The organism is Synechococcus sp. CC9616 (assembly GCF_000515235.1).
Lineage (GTDB): Bacteria > Cyanobacteriota > Cyanobacteriia > PCC-6307 > Cyanobiaceae > Parasynechococcus.
This window is the reverse complement of sequence record NZ_KI911558.1, coordinates 313,506-334,864: the sequence shown is the minus strand read 5'-3', so window position 1 is coordinate 334,864 and position 21,359 is coordinate 313,506. Positions and strand designations below refer to the sequence as shown.

25 protein-coding genes are annotated in these 21,359 nt (G+C 59.5%); 4 read left to right on the top strand and 21 right to left on the bottom strand.

Features of this window, described 5'->3' with window-relative positions; translation table 11 throughout:
• Positions 1-115: 115 nt before the first annotated feature.
• From purS to SYN9616_RS0101970, 3 genes are read left to right on the top strand one after another with little or no spacing between them, the layout of a single operon-like run.
• On the top strand, positions 116-370 hold the full coding sequence (gene purS, locus SYN9616_RS0101980; protein WP_028951635.1) for a phosphoribosylformylglycinamidine synthase subunit PurS: 255 nt from the start codon (positions 116-118) through the stop codon (positions 368-370).
• Positions 367-1,020, top strand: a complete 654-nt coding sequence (purQ, locus tag SYN9616_RS0101975) for a phosphoribosylformylglycinamidine synthase subunit PurQ (protein WP_028951634.1) — start codon at positions 367-369, stop codon at positions 1,018-1,020. Before purS ends, purQ begins: the two co-directional genes overlap by 4 nt.
• The gene (locus SYN9616_RS0101970; RefSeq protein WP_028951633.1) at positions 1,020-1,985 is read left to right on the top strand and encodes an LD-carboxypeptidase; all 966 of its coding nucleotides are present in this window, start codon (positions 1,020-1,022) and stop codon (positions 1,983-1,985) included. The genes purQ and SYN9616_RS0101970 overlap by 1 nt, the downstream gene beginning before the upstream one ends.
• 52 nt (positions 1,986-2,037) lie before the next feature.
• Here the strand turns inward: SYN9616_RS0101970 and fba are convergent, their stop codons facing one another.
• From fba to hisA, 21 genes are all read right to left on the bottom strand, one after another.
• Entirely contained in the window at positions 2,038-3,111 is a 1,074-nt protein-coding gene (gene fba, locus SYN9616_RS0101965; protein ID WP_028951632.1) for a class II fructose-bisphosphate aldolase, read from the bottom strand.
• Positions 3,112-3,237: 126 nt separating this feature from the next.
• On the bottom strand, positions 3,238-4,305 hold the full coding sequence (locus SYN9616_RS0101960) for a class I fructose-bisphosphate aldolase (protein WP_028951631.1): 1,068 nt from the start codon (positions 4,303-4,305) through the stop codon (positions 3,238-3,240).
• Positions 4,306-4,474: 169 nt separating this feature from the next.
• The gene (locus SYN9616_RS0101955) at positions 4,475-5,554 is read right to left on the bottom strand and encodes a Gfo/Idh/MocA family protein (protein ID WP_028951630.1); all 1,080 of its coding nucleotides are present in this window, start codon (positions 5,552-5,554) and stop codon (positions 4,475-4,477) included.
• A 1-nt stretch (position 5,555) separates the two neighbouring features.
• On the bottom strand, positions 5,556-5,930 hold the full coding sequence (locus SYN9616_RS0101950) for a hypothetical protein (protein WP_028951629.1): 375 nt from the start codon (positions 5,928-5,930) through the stop codon (positions 5,556-5,558).
• Complete coding sequence (gene accD / locus SYN9616_RS0101945) at positions 5,927-6,808, bottom strand: acetyl-CoA carboxylase, carboxyltransferase subunit beta (protein WP_028951628.1); 882 nt, start codon at positions 6,806-6,808, stop codon at positions 5,927-5,929. Before accD ends, SYN9616_RS0101950 begins: the two co-directional genes overlap by 4 nt.
• A 173-nt stretch (positions 6,809-6,981) precedes the next feature.
• Entirely contained in the window at positions 6,982-7,365 is a 384-nt protein-coding gene (locus tag SYN9616_RS16980; protein ID WP_232199897.1) for a hypothetical protein, read from the bottom strand.
• Positions 7,366-7,824: 459 nt separating this feature from the next.
• On the bottom strand, positions 7,825-8,613 hold the full coding sequence (locus tag SYN9616_RS0101930; RefSeq protein WP_028951627.1) for an A24 family peptidase: 789 nt from the start codon (positions 8,611-8,613) through the stop codon (positions 7,825-7,827).
• Complete coding sequence (locus SYN9616_RS0101925) at positions 8,613-8,894, bottom strand: hypothetical protein (protein WP_037990585.1); 282 nt, start codon at positions 8,892-8,894, stop codon at positions 8,613-8,615. Before SYN9616_RS0101925 ends, SYN9616_RS0101930 begins: the two co-directional genes overlap by 1 nt.
• Positions 8,895-8,966: 72 nt before the next feature.
• Positions 8,967-9,869, bottom strand: coding sequence for a phosphoribulokinase (locus SYN9616_RS0101920; protein ID WP_028951625.1), 903 nt, complete (start codon positions 9,867-9,869; stop codon positions 8,967-8,969).
• A 64-nt stretch (positions 9,870-9,933) separates the two neighbouring features.
• Positions 9,934-11,007, bottom strand: coding sequence for a 3-isopropylmalate dehydrogenase (gene leuB / locus SYN9616_RS0101915; protein WP_028951624.1), 1,074 nt, complete (start codon positions 11,005-11,007; stop codon positions 9,934-9,936).
• A gap of 29 nt (positions 11,008-11,036) precedes the next feature.
• Positions 11,037-12,080, bottom strand: coding sequence for a UDP-3-O-(3-hydroxymyristoyl)glucosamine N-acyltransferase (gene lpxD, locus SYN9616_RS0101910; protein WP_028951623.1), 1,044 nt, complete (start codon positions 12,078-12,080; stop codon positions 11,037-11,039).
• 42 nt (positions 12,081-12,122) lie between these two features.
• Positions 12,123-13,205 carry a glutamate 5-kinase gene (gene proB, locus SYN9616_RS0101905; RefSeq protein WP_028951622.1) on the bottom strand — a complete coding sequence of 361 codons (1,083 nt, stop codon included), beginning with the start codon at positions 13,203-13,205 and terminating at the stop codon, positions 12,123-12,125.
• The gene (locus SYN9616_RS0101900) at positions 13,202-13,723 is read right to left on the bottom strand and encodes a YqeG family HAD IIIA-type phosphatase (RefSeq protein ID WP_028951621.1); all 522 of its coding nucleotides are present in this window, start codon (positions 13,721-13,723) and stop codon (positions 13,202-13,204) included. The genes proB and SYN9616_RS0101900 overlap by 4 nt, the downstream gene beginning before the upstream one ends.
• Positions 13,711-14,262, bottom strand: a complete 552-nt coding sequence (locus SYN9616_RS0101895; protein ID WP_028951620.1) for a DUF3727 domain-containing protein — start codon at positions 14,260-14,262, stop codon at positions 13,711-13,713. Before SYN9616_RS0101895 ends, SYN9616_RS0101900 begins: the two co-directional genes overlap by 13 nt.
• Before the next feature lie 21 nt (positions 14,263-14,283).
• Positions 14,284-14,757 carry a Holliday junction resolvase RuvX gene (gene ruvX, locus SYN9616_RS0101890; protein WP_037990582.1) on the bottom strand — a complete coding sequence of 158 codons (474 nt, stop codon included), beginning with the start codon at positions 14,755-14,757 and terminating at the stop codon, positions 14,284-14,286.
• Between the two features lie 5 nt (positions 14,758-14,762).
• A complete protein-coding gene (locus SYN9616_RS0101885) occupies positions 14,763-15,722 on the bottom strand; it encodes a hypothetical protein (protein WP_156918624.1) in 960 nt (319 codons plus the stop codon).
• 103 nt (positions 15,723-15,825) lie between these two features.
• Positions 15,826-16,986, bottom strand: coding sequence for a F420-0:Gamma-glutamyl ligase (locus SYN9616_RS0101880; protein WP_156918878.1), 1,161 nt, complete (start codon positions 16,984-16,986; stop codon positions 15,826-15,828).
• Between the two features lie 57 nt (positions 16,987-17,043).
• The gene (locus tag SYN9616_RS0101875; protein WP_028951616.1) at positions 17,044-17,592 is read right to left on the bottom strand and encodes a thylakoid membrane photosystem I accumulation factor; all 549 of its coding nucleotides are present in this window, start codon (positions 17,590-17,592) and stop codon (positions 17,044-17,046) included.
• Between the two features lie 55 nt (positions 17,593-17,647).
• A complete protein-coding gene (locus tag SYN9616_RS0101870) occupies positions 17,648-19,273 on the bottom strand; it encodes a DUF3685 domain-containing protein (protein ID WP_028951615.1) in 1,626 nt (541 codons plus the stop codon).
• A 45-nt stretch (positions 19,274-19,318) separates the two neighbouring features.
• The gene (locus tag SYN9616_RS0101865; protein ID WP_037990579.1) at positions 19,319-19,720 is read right to left on the bottom strand and encodes a Fur family transcriptional regulator; all 402 of its coding nucleotides are present in this window, start codon (positions 19,718-19,720) and stop codon (positions 19,319-19,321) included.
• A 103-nt stretch (positions 19,721-19,823) separates the two neighbouring features.
• Positions 19,824-20,591, bottom strand: a complete 768-nt coding sequence (hisA, locus tag SYN9616_RS0101860; protein ID WP_028951613.1) for a 1-(5-phosphoribosyl)-5-[(5-phosphoribosylamino)methylideneamino]imidazole-4-carboxamide isomerase — start codon at positions 20,589-20,591, stop codon at positions 19,824-19,826.
• A gap of 295 nt (positions 20,592-20,886) precedes the next feature.
• Between hisA and SYN9616_RS0101850 the strand changes: the two genes are divergently transcribed.
• Positions 20,887-21,267 (top strand): hypothetical protein, encoded by a 381-nt coding sequence (locus tag SYN9616_RS0101850; RefSeq protein ID WP_028951612.1) that lies wholly within the window; start codon positions 20,887-20,889, stop codon positions 21,265-21,267.
• Positions 21,268-21,359: the final 92 nt, after the last annotated feature.

Genomic DNA, 21,359 nt, shown 5'->3' with positions numbered 1-21,359 from the left:
AGGGGCGACACCGTCATCTTCAACATGCGTCCGTTGAGAAGCACGGAACCGCCGAGCCGATGAATGTTTTAAGGGTTGGGTGTCTGTCAGGATTCCTCCAGCACCTTTGAACCCCGTGCCGCGTTTTAAAGCTCGCGTTCTGGTGCACCTCCGTCCCTCCGTGCTGGACCCTGCTGGAGAGGCCACGCGCGCTGCCGCCGCCAGGCTGGGGATTGAAGGACTGCAACGCCTTCGCATCGGCAAGGCCGTCGATATTGAACTTGATGCACCTGATGAGCAGGAAGCACGTCGGCGCCTCGAGCTGCTGAGCGACCGTCTGCTGGCGAACCCCGTGATCGAGGACTGGTCCCTCGAACTGGACAACCCATGAGCATCGGCATTGTTGTCTTCCCAGGGTCCAACTGCGATCGGGATGTGCGCTGGGCGGTGGAAGGCTGCCTGGGCATGGCCAGCCGTCGCCTCTGGCATGAGGAAACGAATCTGGGCGGACTGGATGCTGTGGTCTTGCCGGGAGGATTCAGTTATGGCGACTATCTGCGCTGCGGAGCGATCGCCCGTTTCGCACCGGTTTTGCAGTCACTTGTCGACTTTGCTGGCAAGGGAGGACGGGTCCTGGGCATCTGCAACGGCTTTCAGGTGCTCACCGAACTGGGGTTGCTTCCTGGAGCGCTGACACGCAACCAGGATCTGCATTTCATCTGCGAGAACGCTGCGCTCGAGATCACGAGTTGTCGCAGTCCCTGGCTTCAGGCCTACGACCAGAAGGATCCCCTGGTTCTTCCGATCGCCCACGGTGAGGGACGATTCCAGTGCAGTGAAGAGACCCTCAGACAACTGCAGGATGAGGATGCCATCGCGCTTCGTTACCTCAACAACCCCAATGGATCGGTGGCCGACATCGCGGGAATCACCAATTCGGCCGGCAATGTTCTGGGGCTGATGCCCCACCCTGAGCGGGCCTGTGATCCGGCCACCGGCGGCCTCGATGGCCGCGCCGTGCTGGAAGCGCTGTTGAGCTGATGAACGGCCGGCGGCGGCTACTGATTTCAGGAGCGACCGCGCTCACGGCCTCCCTGCTGTCACGTCCTGGCTTCGGCATCAATCGCTCCCCTCGCAAGACACCGCCACCGTTGCGCCCCGAATCAAAACTCAGGGCGGTCAATCCCGGCACCTGGATGGATCCGGACACGGATTTCTCTGCCCTGCAGCAACGCTGTGAAGCACGTGGCTGGCAACTTGAGATTCCAGATGCCGTCCGGCAGCAATGGCGATATTTCTCCGGAACCGATGGGGACCGGGTCAAGGAAATGGAGGCGGCCTGGAACGATCCCTCGATTGATGGCGTGCTTTACGTGGGCGGTGGCTGGGGCGGTGCCAGGGTTCTGGAGGCTGGTTTCCGTTTTCCTCAACGCGCCCTCTGGAGTGTGGGATTCTCCGACTCCAGCTCTCTGCTGCTGGCCCAATGGGCTGCGGGATTGGCTGGGGCCATCCACGGATCCAGCGGAGGACCGGACGAGCGTTGGCAGCGCACCGCAGCCCTCCTCAGCGGGGAACCGGTCCCACCACTTGCCGGAACACCGATGCGTTCCGGGGTGGGCACCGGCCCCCTCATCGTGACCAACCTCACGGTGGCGACCCACCTGATCGGAACGCCCTGGTTCCCCGATCTCAAGGGGGCCATTCTGGTTCTGGAGGATGTGGGAGAAGCGCCTTACCGGATTGACCGCATGCTCACGCACTGGCGCAGCGCCGGTTTGATGCGGGGTCTTGCAGGGGTGGCGTGTGGACGCTTCAGCTGGAAAAAAGACGACATCCTGCCGGGGGACTTCACGATGGAAGAAATCCTTGAACAACGACTCGGGGACCTCCGCATTCCCCTGGTGATGAATCTCCCTCTCGGCCATGGACGCCCCAACATGGCCTTGCCGGTTGGCCAACAAGCGCGTCTTGATGGCAGGACGGGCCAACTCAGCCTCTTGAGCTGACAACAAAAAAGGGGGCCAAAGGCCCCCTTTTCAACGTGTACGGTGCCTGCGATCAAGCAGCGACGGCGGTCTTGGGCTCGAGTGCGCCCTTGGTGTAGAGGCCGGCGTAATGGGTGATGCTTTGCTGTTTGATCTTGCTGGCGTTGCCGGCAGCCCAGAACTGCTGGTAGCGGTCAAGACAGACCTGCTTCATGTATTTGCGAGCAGGCTTGTTGAAGTGACGGGGGTCAAAGTTGGCCGGATCAGCCATGGCGGCTTCACGCACAGCAGCCGTGAAGGCCAGACGGTTGTCGGTGTCGATGTTCACCTTGCGGACACCATTGCGGATGCCCTCTTGGATTTCTTCAACCGGAACGCCGTAGGTCTCGGGGATGGCACCACCGTGCTGGTTGATCATGTCCAGCCATTCCTGAGGAACGGAGGAGGAGCCATGCATCACCAGATGGGTGTTGGGGATGGCTTTGTGGATCTCGGCAATGCGGCTGATAGCCAGCACTTCACCCGTGGGCTTGCGGGTGAATTTGTAGGCACCATGGCTGGTGCCGATGGCGATGGCCAGGGCATCACACTTCGTCTTGGCAACGAAATCAGCCGCTTCAGATGGGTCGGTCAGCAGCATGTCCTTGGACAGCTCACCCTCGAAGCCATGGCCGTCCTCTGCCTCACCCTTGCCGGTTTCCAGAGAACCAAGGCAACCAAGTTCACCTTCAACGCTCACGCCAACGGCGTGGGCGAAGTCGACGACCTTCTTGGTGACATCAACGTTGTACTCGTAACTGGCAGGTGTCTTGGCGTCGGCTTCAAGCGAGCCATCCATCATCACGGAGGTGAAACCGTTGATGGCCGCTGAGTAGCAGGTATCCGGGGCGTTGCCGTGGTCCTGATGCATCACCACAGGGATGTGGGGATACGTTTCAGTTGCGGCCAGAATCAGGTGACGCAGGAAGATTTCACCGGCGTAGCTGCGGGCTCCACGTGAAGCCTGAAGGATCACCGGGCTGTCGGTCTCATCAGCCGCTTCCATGATGGCCTGCACCTGCTCAAGGTTGTTCACGTTGAAAGCAGGAATGCCGTAGCCGTTTTCGGCGGCGTGATCAAGCAGTAGCCGAAGCGGAACGAGCGCCATAGAGAAAGTCCAAAGAAGAGCCCTAGCGGACGCAAAGTCCGTAGGGCAGCGACTTTACCCATGAGACGTTCAATATGTCACGTTGTGGTGTCTCTCAATCCGCAACGGCTTGTTATTCAGATGGCTTCAGTAGGTGTAGCCGGCAACAAACAACTGTTCGTCGGATGACGGTTGAGAGCCGGGCACATAGCGACCAAGGGACGCTTCCGAATTGGCCTGAGCCCGAGCGAGCAGTGCTTTCTGACCCGCTTCAAGATTCGAGCCTCCCCATTGCTTGAGGCAGGAATGCTGCAGGGCCCGGCCGTAAGAGAAGCCGAGGTTCCACTGAGCCTTCCGCTCAATGGTGTTCATGTGATTGAGATACACAGAGGCGGCTTCCTCGCTGAGCCCTCCAGACAGGAAGACGATGCCAGGGACGCTGGCGGGAACACTGCGCTCCAGCGTGCAGACAGTGGTGGCAGCCACCTGGGCGGGGTCAGCTTTTTGGGTGCACTCGGCACCCTGCACCGTCATCGAGGGCTTGAGCAGGGAGCCTTCCAGCAGAACACCATTGGCATGACAGGCGTGATACACCTCCTGAATGACGTGCTCCTGAATGCGGGCCGTGGTTTCAATCGTGTGTTCACCATCCATCAGGATTTCCGGCTCAACGATGGGAACCAGGCCCGACTCCTGAACTGAACGGGCATAGCGGGCCAGTCCCCAGGCATTTTCTCGGACAGACAGTGGAGAAGGACAACCATCTGCAGTGATCTGGAGAACGGCACGCCATTTGGCAAAGCGCGCACCCTGGGCGTAGTAATCGGCAGCGCGTTCAACCAGGCCATCCAGACCCGTGCAAAGGGTTTCAACAGCTCCGGCCCCCACCAGTGGCCTGAGGCCTTTATCAACCTTGATGCCGGGGATGATGCCGAGTTGGTTGAGCTTTTTGACCATCGACTCACCATCTGCATGGTTTTGGAAGAGGGTCTCTTCGTAAAGAATGGCGCCGCTGATGAACTCTCCCAGACCGGCTGTTGTGAACAACATCCCCCGGTAAGCCTGACGATTGGCTTCGGTGTTTTCTACGCCAATTGAACCCAGACGCTTGCCAATCGTCTTGGTGGATTCATCGACAGCAAGGATTCCTTTGCCAGGGCAAGCAAGCGACTGAGCTGTTGCGATGAGTTCCGACTGGTAATCAGATAATGCCATTTGAAAATTTTGTAGAGGGAAATTTTCGTGGCCGATAAAAGCTCACTCCATTCCGTCTTTACCAATGCATGTGCGATTTGCTGCAGCGCAAATGCATCATTTGTCTGTTTTGATCGAATTTTGACTACGTCTTGATCCACTAGATCGTTCAATCAGATCTGAATGTCACTCACTCGGAAACAAGCGAGATCGCAAGAGCGCGGTCGCAAGCCTGTTGACTGACAAGGCCTTCGGAGAGACCGGGCACCATCGGTTTGCCAGTTGTGATGCTGTCGGCCCACCAGCTCTGCAAACGCGCCACCGGAGCCACGCGCCCATCGCTCCATGTGGTGGCAAACCGCAGATCATCATCGGCCTGAATGCTGCGTGACGCCTCACCGTCGCGATGCAGGGTGAGAGAGAAGCCGTGGACATAATCCTTCTGGTTCTCACTGCCGAGCACCAAAGTTCCTTCCGAGCCGTAGATCTCAAGCCAGCAACCTCGTCCGTTGCGCGCAACCGACGCCAGCGCGATCTGAGCCGCCACAGTCCCGCCTTGATGGCTGGCGAGCTCCGCATTGATCAAGGCGATGTCGTCTGCATCACAAGGCTGCTGTCGAGCCTCGGCATCGGGGCGTTCAGCGATGGCTGTACGCGTGATGGACTGGAGCTGTTGGACGGGCCCCACAAGCCAGGCGAGGGTATCGAAGGCATGGGTGCCCAGCGCTCCAATCACGCCTCCACCTTGATCCGCCTGTGAATACCAACTCCAGGCTCGATTCGGATTGGCGCGACTGCTCATCAACCAATCCATCTTGACCAGCCAGGGCAGTCCCACCGCTCGGTTCTGCAGAAGGCGAGCTGCCTGTTGAAAGAGGGGAACAGCCCTGTATTCGAAATCCACGGCAACACTGAGTCGCCGGCTGATCGCTTCCCGTTGCAGGTCCGCCACTTGCTGCGCATCAAGCGCAACAGGCTTCTCAAGCAGCAGATGCTTTCCCGCTTGAAGCGCTCGCAAAGCCAGTTGATGGCGTGGCGCTGGAGGAGTGGCAATGATCACGGCATCCACCGCTTCATCAGCCAATAGGGCATCCCAGTCGGTGTATCCCTTCAATCCTGAGTCGGCACAGACCTGATCAAGGCGTTCCTGGCGCCGATGCCAGAGGGCAACAAGTTCAAGACCGGGATTGGCAGCAAGGGCGGGACGATGAACCGCATCACCGAAACCGAGCCCAGCAATCGCCACTCCGATCGGACGCTTCGAAGTCATCTCAGCTCGTCAAGGGGGCGTCGCAGACAGCATCTATCACCGAAACGATCAGATCGTCCGATCCTGCTGCCTGCCAGTCAGCTTGGAAGCGAGGGATTCCGTTGACCTGTTTGTCGCGATACAGCTGCTGAGCACAATCGATCTGCATCACATATAAAGAGCCGCGACGCTGCGATTCACCGTCTTCAACCGCAGGAGTGAAACGGCTGAGGACGGTGCGCAGACCCGTCCGATCAGCCCGCACACTGCCGCGATCCCACCATTGCTGGCCGGCCTCAGTTGCTGGAACCTCGACCCACTCAACGGGACCCGCCCAAACCGGAGACGCCCAGGCCAGCACCACGGCGACGAAAAAAGCGATCAAGCGACCTGTCATGCGCTGGTCAGCTCCAGAGCTCGACAACCATGAAGACGTAACAGGCGAGCCAGGGTGCTGCGCAGCTGAACCCGCGGAACGATGGCATCCACAAAACCGTGGTCCTGGAGATATTCCGCCGTTTGGAAATTGTCAGGAAGTTTCTCGCGCAGGGTCTGTTCGATCACACGACGCCCAGCAAAGCCAATCAAAGCCTTCGGTTCCGCCAAAATGAGGTCTCCAAGCATGGCGAAACTGGCCGTTACGCCACCTGTCGTGGGATGGGTCAGCAAAGGCAGGTAGAGAAGCTCCGCTTCCCGATGACGCTCAAGGGCTCCTGAAATCTTGGCCATCTGCATCAGGCTGAGCATGCCCTCCTGCATGCGGGCACCTCCAGAAGCACAAACAATCAGAAGGGGGAGACCTCGCTCGGTGGCCTGTTCCACCAATCGCGTGATCTTTTCCCCCACAACGGATCCCATCGAGCCGCCCATAAAGCGAAAATCCATCACCGCCAGCGCCATGGCGATGCCTTCAACCCGACAGAGTCCTGTCACGACAGCATCGTTCAAACCAGTTCCTGCCTGGCTTTCGCGCAACCTGTCGGCATAGGCACGCCGGTCTTTAAACAGCAGCGGATCCGTGGGAACCAGCTCCTCATTCAGCGCCTCAAAGCTGCCCGGATCAACGATCACGGCAATGCGTTCCTGGCTGTCGATCCGGTGGTGGTAGCCGCAGTTGGTGCAGACGCTCGCGTTGGCCTTGAGGTCTTTGACGTAGACCACCTGGCCGCATTCAGGACATTTGCTCCAAAGCCCATCCCCTTCGTCGGACTCCTGACTGACCTTGCCGACAAACTGTCCTTTGCGGCGATCCGCAAACCAGTCGAAGAGTGACATCAGCTCAAGCTCCCTGAAAAACGACTGGGAAATGGTCTGGACCGGCGCTGTTAAGCAGCCCTGGCAGAGGGATCAGTCCCGTCACTGAGCCCGCACCTTCAACAGAAGACTGTCCGACAACGGTGTGAAAAGTCGCTGCCAATCGTACCCGGCGTTACGCAGTCCCAATCGCATCAAACCCAGTTCAGTGCCTGCAAGTCGGTGCACTCGAAACATCCCTCAGGCCAGCAATTCCTTGAGGGAAAACACAGCGACACCGAAAAGCTGCAAGCCATTTCAAGCAACAGGCAAGGAGTAATAGATTTTGTCAATCGCCACTCGGTTGGGTAAATATCAGAAAACTGAGTGATGCTGGTGACCTGCTCTCGCGATGATGCGTGGAGCGGAACATCATCATTAACAGACTCAAGATCGGGCATTTCAGCTGAAACTGGCTGAACCAATCCGCAAGTTCCTGCCACAGCAAATGCCAACCCAGCGAGCAAAGGCGAACAGCGCTTGGAACTTCGGAAATTGGGCTGCGGCAAAAGCTGGTTGCTATCGAAAAAAGAGCTCAAGGAACCGCGCATGAGACAGGTGCGCTAAAACTACAAAGACTGTTGTGACGACAACACAAATAAATTGAGAATGACGTAAAAACTGCTCGAAATGTCATCCAAGAACAGACTTACAAGAAGGCGTATTCACGAAAACACTTTCACCACAGTGCTCTCGAAAGCGATACCCACCACGGCAAAAATAAAAGCGACCCGACATCATCAGACAATCCAAAAACCAGAGAGAAGAAGCATCGATTCTTCGCCTCAAATTTAAGCAATTGGCGCATCATCAAAATCTGGTGTTTGATCCGCAGATTGCCCCAAAGAACAATTAACGGTGAAGATTCAGGATTCTGCTGTTCGCAGTCCTTTCAAGTCCAGAGACAGCACGCCGGATCGTCCCCGCAGCTTTGATGCTCTGATTCAGCGTCTTGATCAATGCACACCTAAGCGAACCTGAACAACAGGTTCCTTTGTTCAAAACCTGAACAAGGCCAGCCATTGATCCCACCACCAGAACGGGCCACGCAGCCAGACAAGCCAGATACCCAATGCGATGAAGGGGCCAAAAGGGAACGCCTGCCTCGCCTGCAACCGGCCCGTGAGTCTGGCAAGGCTGCCAACGACGGCTCCGCTCATCACCGCAACGGCCATGGCAGCCACAATCCCCGGAAGCCCCAGCCAGGCACCACCCATCGCCGCAAGCTTGGCATCGCCGAGACCGAGGGCTGGTTGACCCAATACCCGCTCCCCCAGAGCGCTGAGACCCTCCAGGGTGAGCAAGGCCAGGGAAGCAGCGACCAGATGATCTGCCAACAAGGGGATTCCGGCCGCTGAGCTGAACAGCAACCCCAACACCAGCCCCCAACGGCAAAGCGGCTCCGGCAGCCACAGATGATCCAGATCGATCAGCACCAGGGGAAGCAGCAACGCCACCAGCAAGACACCAGCCCAAGGCTGCAGCCAGATGGGCAGACCTCCACCTCCCATGGGAGCGACCAGCAGCGAGCTCAGCCAGAGCAAGGCACTCAGAGCTTCCACCGCCGGATAGCGCCAGCTAATCGGCGTATGGCAATCGCGACAGCGTCCAGCCAGCAGCAGCCAGCCCAACACTGGAACGTTGTCATGCCAGCGAATGGCATGCCCGCAGCGAGGACAGTGGCTGGCAGGGAAGACCACGGACTCGTCCCGGGGCAGACGCCAGGCGACCACATTGGTGAAGCTGCCCACACAGGCTCCGGTCAAGCCAAGCCAGAGAGGCAGCATCAACCCTTGCATCGGGTCCTGGGGCGGGAGCCCCGCTGCCGGATCAGCTCGAAGCTGATGTAATCCTCATCCGGAAGCAGAACAGGCGACTCGAAGACAACACGACCATCGTCGCGACCTTGATCCACCACCACACCCACCGGATCAGGGGCTGATGGTGTATTCGACAAATAGCTGAAGTACACCGAACGGGCTAGTTGAATCAGCTTTGAACTGTTCACACGATCCCATCGGGGGGTGTTCGACGGAGCACCTGCACCGCTGATCACAAAGGAGGGCACAACAACAGAAATAAACCCACCTGATCGCCCAGATAGGTCAAGTGTAGAGATGAATTGAACCGTTGATCCAGGTCAGCCGATGTTTTTCTTCTCTTCAATCATGCGGTGAATGATTGGCGTGAGGATCAGTTCCATCGCAAAACCCATCTTGCCGCCGTTGACCACGATGCTGGTGGGGCTGGACATGAAGGAGTCGTGAATCATGCTCAGGAGGTAACCGAAATCAATTCCCCATTTCTCACGCGCTCCCTTACGGAAGTGGATGATCACAAAGCTTTCGTCAGGCGAGGGGATGTTGCGGCAGATGAAAGGGTTGGACGTGTCCACCGTGGGGACCCGCTGGAAATTGATATCGGTTTCGCTGAATTGTGGACAGACGTGATTGATGTAATCCGGCATGCGTCGCAGGATCGTGTCCACAATCGCTTCGGCCGAATAACCGCGCTCTGCATTGTCGCGATGGATCTTCTGAATCCACTCCAGGTTGGTGATCGGCACGACACCCACCAGCAGGTCCGCAAGGGCCGCAACGTCATAGCCATCCCCTTTCACGCCACCATGCAATCCCTCATAGAAGAGAAGGTCGGTCCCGGATGGAATGTCCTCCCATGGGGTGAACTGACCGGGCCCGAGATCCACTCCGAGGCGGGCGTTGTGCTCAGTCGCCTCTTCAGGGCTGTGCAGGTAGTAACGCTTCTGACCAGCACCGGTTTCCCCGTAGGTGCGAAATAGCTCCTCAAGCTTGTCAAAGAGATTGGCTTCCGGTCCGAAGTGGGAGAAGTTCTCGCCACGGGCCAGGGCATCCGCCATGGCCTCTTTCATCGGCATCCGCTCGTAACGGTGATAGCTGTCGCCTTCAACGACAGCCGGTGTAATGCCTTCCCTGGCGAAGATGTGCTCGAAGGCGCGCTTAACGGTGCTGGTTCCAGCTCCGGAAGAACCGGTGACAGCTACAACCGGGTGACGCTTCGACATCGACGCTGGGAGACAAGATTCGGCGAGTTTGCCAGATCAGAGCCCAAAATCACCAACGCTGACGTCAAAGCGCCTTAAGCAGTTGCTCTCCCATGGCGCTGCAACCAACAGCTGTACAGCCTTCCGAGAGCAAGTCGCCCGTTCGGAACCCCTCTGCAAGCACCCTGTCCACGGCCTGTTCCAGAGCCGCGGCCGCAGCACTCTGCTTCAGGCCAATGCGCAACATCATCGCGGCGGACAACACCATGGCCATGGGGTTGGCCTTGTCCTGTCCTGCGATATCCGGTGCCGAGCCGTGCACAGGCTCAAACAGACCGGGCCCATCGCTGCCCAGGGACGCTGATGGGAGCATGCCGATCGAACCGGTCAGCATCGCGGCCTCATCGCTGAGGATGTCGCCGAACAGGTTGCCCGTGAGAAGCACATCGAACTGACGGGGATCTCGAACAAGCTGCATCGCCGCGTTGTCCACATACATGTGACTCACCTCAACACCGCCGTAACCGGACGCCATCGCATCCACGCGGTCACGCCAGAGCTGGCTGACGTCCAGCACATTCGCCTTGTCAACCGAACAGAGATGGCCCTGACGTTCTGTAGCCAGCTCAAACGCCACCTTGGCGATGCGATCGATCTCGCTGCCTGAGTAGGTCATGGTGTTGAAGCCACGGACATCCCCATCCGCTTCAATCCGGCCCTTGGGTTGCCCGAAGTAGATCCCCCCCGTCAGTTCACGCACCACCATCAGATCCACCCCCTCAATCACCTCCGGGCGAAGCGTGCTGGCCTCAATCAGGGACGGAACGATCTTGACGGGTCGCAGATTGGCGAACAGCTTCAAACCTGAGCGCAGCGCCAGCAGACCGGTCTCAGGACGCTTGTCGCGCGGCAGGCTGTCAAATCGAGGGCTGCCAATCGCTGCCAGCAAAACGGCATCAGCGGCTTGACAGGCTTCCAGCGTTGTGGAGGGCAGTGGTTCTCCCGTGACATCGATGGCAGCTCCGCCGATCAGCTGCTCGTCAAACGTGAGGCTGAAGCCATGCCGCTCGCTCACGACCTCGAGAAGCCTTCTGGCAACAGCCGTGATCTCTGGGCCGATGCCATCACCAGACAGCAGAACAACACGGTGCTGAACCATGGGAGGACCGGACCAGACAGCCGATGAGGCTACTGAGCGGTGCTCCGCTTCAACTCCCGCAGCAGCTTTGCCATCTCGGGAAGCTTGCTGAAGGCCGCTGAACAGCGCAACCAGAGCCGATTGGGAATCGCTGGATAACCACTGACCACTTCTCCAGCAGCGACTTCGCCGTGAATCCCGCTCTTGGAGCTGGCAATCGCCCGATCACCGATCACCGCCCGATTGGCAACACCAACCTGACCCGCAAGGATCACGCCATTGCCGAGCCTGGCCCCACCGGCAATGCCCACCTGGGACGCAAGGGCACACCCACGGCCCATGGTCACGCCATGACCGACCTGCACAAGGTTGTCGATCTTGCTGCCGGCACCGATCCTGGTTTCCCCAACCGAGGGGCGGTCGATGGTGCTGCCACAGCCCACCTCAACACCATCCTCGAGAACGACCAGACCGGTCTGCGGCATCTTGCGCCAACCCCGGGCGGTTGGCACGAAACCGAATCCTTCCGAACCGACCACCGCATTGGAATGGACGACACAGGATCTGCCGAGCCTTGAGCCGGGGTGCAGCACGGCGTTGGCATGCAGTTCACAGTTCTCACCAACAATCACATCGTCGTAAATCACCACGCCTGGGTGCAGCACGCTGCCGGCGCCGATCCGGCTGTCAGCTCCGATGCAGACGCGCGGGCCGATGGACACACCTGGTTCGATCACCGCGCGCTCATCCAGCACCGCACTGGCATGAACACCGGCCTGGGCACGGCGCCGGGGGTGCAGCAGCTCAAGAGCCTCGGCAAAGGCGAGACGGGGATCGACCAAAACAGCAAACGCCAGGCCACGCTCCAAGGCGATGGCAATCAAGTCCTCCTGATCAGGCAACAACACGGCACCGACCGCACTGTTCCCAAAAGCGCTGGTGAGAGCATTGCCTTTCTCCAGGAAGCTGAGCTGGTCGGAGCGGGCCTGATCGAGAGCAGCAGCACTGGCGATCAATGGATCGCCGCCAACCTCAGCACGTTTGAGTCCAGCCTGGCCCTGCTGCAGAGCCTTGATCAGAGTGCTGAAACGCATGGATGGGCGGAGTAGCGGCCGGATCGTAGAGGCGATGCAGGATCAGGACCGATACTGATCGCTCAGGACGAGCACATCCCGGTGCACCACAACGGGTGAAGCACCGTCCCTGGCGGAGGTCAGCAAGGCTTCTCGCAGTTCATCACTGGTCTGGGAGCAGAGTCCGCGACCAAGCTCTCCACCGGCTGGATCCCGCAGCGTGACCGGCTGATTCGCGTCGAACTCCCCGCTGACATCGGTGAGGCCAACCTGCAGCAACGATGCTCCCCGGTCCCGGATCGCCCGGCAGGCTCCCTCATCAAGATGCAGCTCGCCCACAGGCTGCAGAACATGGGCCAACCAGCTGCGTCGATTGCCGAGAGGATGGACGCTGGGATGGAAGACGGTTCCGCCGCGCCCACCCTTGAGCAATTGATCGAGACAGGAGGGGTCGCGTCCATCGGCCAAATGCACCGTGATCCCGTTCGCCGTGGCGATCCGGGCGGCCGCCAGCTTGGTGGTCATGCCACCGGTTCCCCAACCCCCCCCCCCACCGGCGACCGCCTCAAGCTCCTGCAATTCACGGTGATGGTGAACATCGGCAATCGGCTGTGCCTGGGCATCCGTCCGAGGGTCTGCTGAGTACAGCCGATCAACATCGGTCAACAGGACCAACTGATCAGCGGCCACGGCTGCCGCCACCAAAGCCGAAAGGGTGTCGTTGTCCCCAAAGCGAAGTTCCGCCGGCGAAAGTGCATCGTTCTCGTTGATGACCGGCATCACCCCCCACTCGAGCAACTGCATGAGGGTGCTGGAGGCATTCGTGTACCGGCGACGATCCACTAGATCGGAACGGGTCAGCAACACCTGGGCCACGGAGATGCCATGGCGGGCCATCGCCTGGTCGTAGAGAGCCATCAGGTGACCCTGACCAATCGCCGCGGCTGCCTGCAAGGCAACCACCCGATCAGGACGCTGAGCCAGCTGCAACTGCTGACAACCAAGACCGACAGCCCCGCTGGTCACAAGAACGACCCGGTCTCCTGCAGCGATGGCATTGGCAATGCAGTTGCTGTAGCCCTGAATGGCGGACGCGGCATCACCGCGCAGCAGGCTGGTCCCCAGCTTCAACACCCACAGCGTCATGCCAAAGGCGCCCCCATCAAACGCGCGAGCCGTCGTTCCAACCGCTGCACCCGATCGTGATGGCAAGGTGTCCCGTCTTCGCTGACGGGGCGCACAAGCACGGTGTAAAGGCCAAGCCGATTACCGCACAACACATCGGTGAACAAACGATCGCCCACCATCGCCACCTGACGGGGATCCAGGCCAAGCTCAGCAATCACCCGTCGAAGGGCTCCACGACGGGGTTTTCCTGCCCCACAGGTGAAGCTGAGGCCCAGCTGATCGGCCACGGCCGAAATCCTGGCCCTTGATGGGTTGTTGCTGAACAGGTGCAGCGACAGACTGCCGCCGGCGTTCTGCATCCAGGCTCGAACACTGTCGGGGAGCCTCACATCACTGCCGGGAAGCAGGGTTCTGTCGACATCAACCACTGCCGCCCTGATGTCACACCCGATCAGATGGGGCAACGGCAAATGGGCAATCGTGAGCCCGGGTTCCCAATCCGGATGCAGCCAGTGCTGGGTGGTTAATCCGGCCATTCGCGTTCATCCAGTTCCGCCTCGATGCGGGGCTGAATCCGATCAAAATCCTCACCCTCCACCAGCACAGCCTGCCCATCGACCATGCGGGCCACGACGAAGAAAGGATCCAGGGGGATGTAAAGACCGTATTCCCCTTGATCAACCATGAAACTCACCAGCAACTCGTAGGTCTCCGATTCCTCGTCCGACTCATCCTCATCATCGTCCTCGAGATCCTCCGGATCGGGTTCATCCAGTTCTCCACTCACCGTCAGCGTCACCGCGGAACGCACCAATGTGAGGTCGTGTTCCTGGAGCACCACATCCGCCACCGAAAGGATCGGTTCACTGCTGGTGATGGTGGTGATCGGTTCCGGCTCATCGCCGTCCTTGAGACGGAACAGGGACACCGGGGTGTCCACGGGCGTCAACAGGGCGTAATCACTGCCATCGAGGGGAATGAGCTGCTCTAGGAAACACAGCAGATCACGGCCTTCCGCATCCCGGACCAGCACGGTCGGTACGTCGCCACTGCCACTGGGCCCTGAATCACGCATGGGACCAAATCCTCAGTCGCTTCAGGATCCACCATGATCGAATCCCACGCCCGGGATTTGGGCCGCCGAATCGACCGGTTTGAGCGAGGGGCCCTCCCGAAGCCACTGCTCCAGCAGAAGGGCTGCGGCAGCACTGTCGAGACGACCGCTCCGATCACCTGTCAATCCATGGCGCTCTCCTGCTGCCCAGGTGCTGCTGTGCTCATTCACCCAGGCCAGCGGCAGCTTCAGCGCTGCAGCAAGCCGCAGTCCATAGCGGCGACAGTGCACGGCCTGAGCCGTTGGAGCCCCTGCGGCATCAAGAGGCAGCCCGACCACAAGCCCCCTGACCAGGCGGGTCGTGCAATGGGCTTGCAGCAGCTCAAGATCATTCTGGAAGCGGCCACGATGCAGAGCAGGTAACGGTGTCACCGTGATGCCAAGCGGATCACATCCCGCCAAGCCAATGCGGCGACGGCCAACATCGAGGCTGAGCACGGAACAGGGCCCCTTCAAGGCCGTCAGCGCCGCCCCAGGCTTGGGGTTGGCAGGGGAGCCTGACCCGGCCGAAGCCTTCCAAACACCTGCCCGAGGGGCCGCACCAGCTGCAGATTGCGCGGACTGGCCTGGCGCCTCCACATGCTGCGGCCAAGCAGCAACTGCTCCTCACCCCGTTGCCAGCCCTCAGCGAGAAGACCATCGGAGAGAGGCTCATCATCGAGAGCGGTGATCAACATCGAAGGGTTTGCGTCCCGCTGGATGCGTTGCAGCAGAGCTGAAAGAGCCTCTTCCAGGCGGGGATCCCAGGCCAGGTCGCGCAGGAGTTCGAGTTGATCCCCGCGACGTCCCTCTCCCAGCTGCAGGCAACCGGCAAGAACGGCATCGTCGGCGAGAAGCACACCACAGCCCGGCCCCGTGCGATCCAGCAGATCAAGCCAGTGGCGATCGGTGATCTGACGCAGGTGACTGAAACTGCCTCCCAACTCAATCGGCCAGAGCAGCTGGGCCGTGCGGCGGTTGATCGCCTGCCAGCTCAGACCCTTGGGTAGATCAACATCTGCAGCTGGAGTGGAGCTGGACTCGGGGGGACGCCAGGCCTGCAGGGAACGCAAAGGCTGAAATCCAAGTTCCCGCATCAATGCAATGCGATCGACATCGGCAGCAGGGCAACGCACCACCCAGCTGCGCACCAGTGGGCTGCCCAGCTGCAAAGCCTGCTGAAGCAGGTTGAGCTGGATGCTGCGAACACTGTGGATGGTCGTGGAAGACAGGGCCTCAGGCATCTGCACCGACCAGCAGCTGCCGCGGCGGTTGTAGGGCCGCACCACGACGGCGGCGACCAGGTGCTCATTTTCAAGAGCCACAAGGCAGCGTGGCGAGCGACTCGGCAGCAGATCCGGGAAACGCTGCTCAATTCGAGCAAGCCAATCGCCCAGCAGCACCGCTTGCAGGCGGGGCAACTGATCGGCCTCGGACGACATCTGCAGTTGCTGCAGGTGACGAATCGCAAGCGGTTCAATGCTCAGTGTGGGAGAGGTCTTCAGATCCAGATCTCCCTCCCAAGCACTGACTCAAATGTATCGCTCAGGCAATGCCGGGGCGCACCAGAACAAGAGGAGTTCGTTCGTTGGCATTGCCGGCCGGGTTCGGACGTAGCGCCCGTTGAAGAAGCTCCTCATCGCAACCGCGGCTGGAGGCCAGCACCTTCACGCGGCCAAGATCGTTGACGTCGACAATCGCGACGGCAACCCCCAGCTCCGTGGCCGCTCTCTGGCAGAGGGCCTCCGGTTCGTCAGGTCCGAGAACAATCGTCTGGTCATAGGGCGGTGTCGTTCCGGTGATGTCGTCGATCAGACGAGCCTGATCACCTGCCAGTCGATAAAAGCCACCGGGAACACCCACCAGCTTGAGCAGCAACCCACCGATCCAAGCCACGAGCACGCGGGTTGGACCGACCAGATCGATCAGGGTTTGCAGACCACAAGCCGTTGCAAGGCTGCTGGTGGGATGAAACACCCGGCAGGCAAGACGCGCCACCAGGCCAGGCTGCACCTCGCTCGGGTGGCGGTAGCGGCTCTGGATCACAGCAACAGGGGTCTCACCGATGGTGAGCACATCCCCTGGCTGGAGCAGATCGGAGGCGTAGGTCCGCAGCATCTCGATCGGATCATCCAGCGTGCCAAGCAGATGGGTTCGCAGGGGCAGAACCCGACAGCCATCTCCGACTCGAAACTCGGCATTCGCAGCTGTCAGTGGCTGCGGCCGATTCAGGGAGACGAGCAACCCCTGACGACGTGCCAGCCGTCCGAACGGTCCGTAATTGATCCAATGGACATCAGCCCAGAGGCTGTCGAATCGATCCAGTGGATTGCTCCCGGATGGGTCCCGAAGGGTGATGGTGACCTTCGCTCGGGTCGACTTGCGACCTTTAACGATGTAAGCCGCCCAATAACCATCTGCCCGGCTGTCCTCATCGGGGTGGTCTGCATCAATGGTCGTCGACACCTGCAGTTGGCTCGGAGCAGCCTTGCCCAGCAGAACGGGATCCACACGCAGTTCTGGAACGAACACCTCCATGCGGTGATGGGGATTGCTGATCTCCAGAACACCCGTCACACGCACTTCGCTGCCGAGGGGCGCCACGGCCCAGTCGATCGCACGCATGGTGAGGGGGGAAGCGGGCCGCAAGCGATGGCGCAGCTCGATCCAGGCCACGGCAAGGCCGAGCAGGAGAAGAAGAATCAGCACAACCACAGAAGCGTTCGGCCAACAGCCGTTTAAACCGGCGGCAGCGTAAGCGGCCTACCCAGGGACCACCTCTACCTCGATATTCACTTCATTGAAATTGCCACCTGGATTGACAGTCCGCAGCTCTGGAGCAGGCAAACCCGTGGCCTTGCTGATGGCCTCATTGATATCACCAAGAGGCACCTGACCATCACGGTCCAGCACGACTGTCCCATCCGGAGCAATCACCACCACCTGCGGAATCTGTCCCTTCCAGTAAGAGGCTGGATCCTGCGGGCCGTTCGGGGGACGCCCCTGCAAGGGGTCGATGCTCAGAGGCAACAACTCGATGTTGCTGAGCCAGAGCCTCTGCAGCTCAGACACCACGGGGGCAAAACGTTTGCAGTCGGCACTGTCATCTAGATAAAAAACGAGAACGCTGCTGCGGCCGCCCTTTAATGCATCTGCGAGGGTGCTCGCCGGGGGAACCAGCGACCCGTTCCCGGCATACAACGCGTAGATATTGCCGTCGTAACTGTTGCTATCCCTGGCAGCCGCAACGGGGGAGACCAGTAGAAACAGGGACAGACAAAGACCGATCAGTGCAGAGACCAGAGGGGGCATGGGGGGTTGCTGCAAGCGACCATCCTGACTGCTGGCTGGTTGCTGGAAGTTCGATTCAGCCCCGTCCGAGGCTGCGTCCCATCCCCTGGGCGATTCCACGGCCGATCAGACCGATGGCTCGGCCGACCACCTGGGTGAGGACCACCACCATTAGATCCCCGAGACGCCTCACCAAGGCCTGCACCTGAGGAGCGAGGGCATCACGGGTCTCCACAAGCAGCGCCACCTGGCGCTGCCACCATCCCAGTTGATTCAGTTCCTGATCACGGGGTTCCGTGAGCTGCAGTGGCTCAATCCGTCCCTGTCGAAGCTGGAACAAGGTGCGGCGGCTTTCATAGAGCTGAACCGGCCGCTCGATCCAGTCAGCAATCCGCATCTGAGTGTTCAGCCGGTTCCGGAGACGCTCCAGCTCCCTTGTGGACACCAAGGCATCTCGCAACAAGTAGCGACGCAACTCCGGCCAGCTTCCACAGGCATCCAGCAGTTCTGCGCCGATCAACTCTGCAGTTCTCACCAGCCAGTTGCTCACGAGGGTTTCCAGCTGCAGCAGTGCTCTGGGATCGTCCGCGGGCAGAAGCTGGCCATTGACGAGCACTGGCTGATTCACCAGCAACGGGGTCAACATGCTGTTGGCATCCGGCAATTCATCGTCTGTTCCGGAGAGATCAGCTTGCGTGAGCAGTTGATCGGCCACCGGCAGCAGGTCGTCACCCTGGGGCAGCTGGACGTAGCGACCGGCCACACTGGTCAGAGCCTGACGACGAAGTTCCGGCTGAAGAGACGTCCAGGCCTGGGAAAACGATCGCGTGTCGTCGGCGCAACGGAGTTCCTGGAGCACCTGGTCGAGTTGGTGCAGGAGAGCCAAAAGAAGATCTCGCCTCCGCTCCGGATTAAGCCCATCGATGGCCAGCAACCTGCCAGTGGCATTGTTCAGGCCGCCCTGAACAGCCGTATCCAAACGATCACGGATGGCCGTCCAGACAGCCACCGCACTGCGCTCCCGCAGAGTGATTGCGGTGGAATCATCGAGCCGGCGGGAGTGGTCTGGTTCGGACTGAAACGGCACCGGATGATCGAATCCGAGCTGAAGAGGGCCCCACAACCAGAGCAGCAAGGAGCGGGCACAACGCAGCTCACGGCATCGGCCTTCCAGGATCAGCAGTAGCAGTGGATGCTCTGGCGGCGGCTTCAACATGGCGTCCATCACCCGCAGATCGTCACTGATCTGTTGCAGGCCACTGATCAACAGCCATTGGCCAAGCCCCATGGCCGATGAAGCCTCAGATCGAGCGACATCAGCAGCGTGAATCTCCACAACACGGCCGCCACCAATCAGGGTGGGGATGGCCTCTTGCAGAGTGGCAACGTCGCTGTTCTGCAAAAGGCCGGCAGCCGGAAGGGTCAGCAGTTCGTCGCGACTGACTGAAACCTGTGGAGGCAACAACAGCAGGAGCGGGGATGGTGTCCAGCGCTCCTGAAGTAGCAAGGCTTCGCGGCGGATAGCGTTGAAGCTGGTGATCGCCTCGATCGACCAGATCACCAGGGCGGGATGCCCCTTGAGCTGGTCGGGCTTCAGCAAAACCTCGAGGTCGTTGTCCGCCGCCGTGAGCTGCAACGCAAGAGATTCACCCAGAAGGCCCGGTGCCAGGAGGAGAATTCTCACCGGTTTGGAAGCAGCCAAGGGGCGGTCCGAGCAGGTCAGACCGTCAAGGTAACGAGCCTCGGCTCAATCCTCCAGGGTGCGCCGGCCGTTGAGTTGAAGGGTGTACGACTCGATGCGAAAACCTGTCCGTCGTTCGATCTGCTCCAGAAGATCAGACGGCAACTCCACATCGATGTCTTCGATGGAGCCACTGTCCAAACAGGTGAGATGACTGTGGGGATCGCTGCGGTAGCCGTAGAGCCGTCCATTGGCACGATCCAGACACTCGATCACCCCTGCCGACTGAAGCGCCTCAAGGTTCTGATAAACGGAGGTGTGGCCGATGCTGCGACCGCGGGCGTTCAATTTTTCAAAAATGTCGCGAGCACTCAGATGACTGCGTTCACTCCAGAGCAGATCGAGCACCATGCGGCGCTGACGGCTCAATCGCATTCCGAGGTTGCGGCAACGATCGAAAACCTCCATCAACCCCTGATTCAGGGGCGACGTTGAAGCTGTGGAGGTCTGACGCTATACCACAAAGGGGGGCTCGTTGACATCACCTTAAAACCTTCCGCCAGTGGAGGCTTCAGGCCATGTCTAACAACTGGCTGGTGACATCCTGCAGACGTTGCTCACCAATGGCCCGAATCGCCTCCGCCAAATCAACGCGTCCGTCATAGAGCGCTCGTCCAACGATTACCCCAGAAACGCCGAGGGGCTCGAGAGCCAGAAGCGACAGAAGGTCTGCCATACATCCAATGCCACCGGAAGCAATCACAGGCACGTGGCTGACCTCCGCCATCTCCCGCAGAGCCTGCAGATTTGGGCCTGCAAGGGTGCCATCAGTGGCGATGTCCGTTGTGATGATCGCAGCGAGGTTGTCCGCACTGAAAAGACACGCCAGGTCGGTGGCCAGAACATCGCTTTGTTCAAGCCAACCGCGGGTCGCCACCCGGCCATTGTTGGCATCGATGCCAACCACAATTCTGTTAGGGAACGTCGCCGCCAGCTCGCGCACGAGGTCGGGTTGCTCAATGGCCACGGTGCCCAGGATCACGCGATCAAGGCCGCAGGCCAGCAACTCCTGAGCGCGCTGCAAGGAGCGCACGCCACCGCCGAGCTGAACAGGGATATCGAGTGCAGCCGTAATCGCGCGCACGGCTTCGTCGTTGACAGGCTCCCCACGCTTGGCTCCATCGAGATCAACAAGGTGAAGCCGCGAGGCACCTTGCTGCTGCCAGCTGCGGGCCTGGGCAACAGGATCTTCACTAAAGCGAGTCACCTGCTCGTAATCACCCTGATGGAGGCGAACGCAAGCACCATCGAGCAGATCGATGGCAGGGATGATCTCCATGACCTGCTTTTGGGAGCACTCCCATCCTGCAGCGCCATGCTTCATGGCCGCTCTTCAGGACCCTGTGACTCAGCTCCAAAACTGGTCAAGCCCAGATTGATGACACTCCTTTGCGAAACGATCACCGCAACACAATCAGATCACGTTGAAAACCAAAAAGAAACACAATCAAAGGTGTGATCAACAAAGAACCAACAGGCCACGACAAGAAACTGATGTCGACACAATCAGACTGCTTAAGATCGAAACTTTGCTCTAACTGGACATGACATTTCGGTTGAATCAATCATGCCTTATGTCTATTGGACTCTTCCTGTTCAGCCATAACATCATCACCACAGATTCAGCACGAGCCTATCCAGGGGAGCGAGCACCAGAGGATTCGCTGGAAGCGCTGTGCCGCCACGGTGGAGGTCGTCCAACCTATTGCAAGGTCAAGATCGACCGCAGCAAAAACACCTTCCAAATCTGGACTCCACCAGGCATTCAAGGAGCCATGTTGCACACTTTTACAACACGTTGTTTCAAGAAAGACTGCTTGATCACCGGACCAGACTTTGGCTACATTCAAGGACCAGAAAAATACAAAATCCTTGAGATCAGCAACAAAAAACTCAAATTCGTCTCCCTCGGAGATGATCTGAATGCACCCATCGAGCAAGAAGTGCGCATCTAGGATTAGAGCATCATTGAATGAACATACTTGCCTTCATTCCCAACATATTTGATCTCCCTGCCCGCTTCATCGCTTAAAGCCAAAGGCTTTTG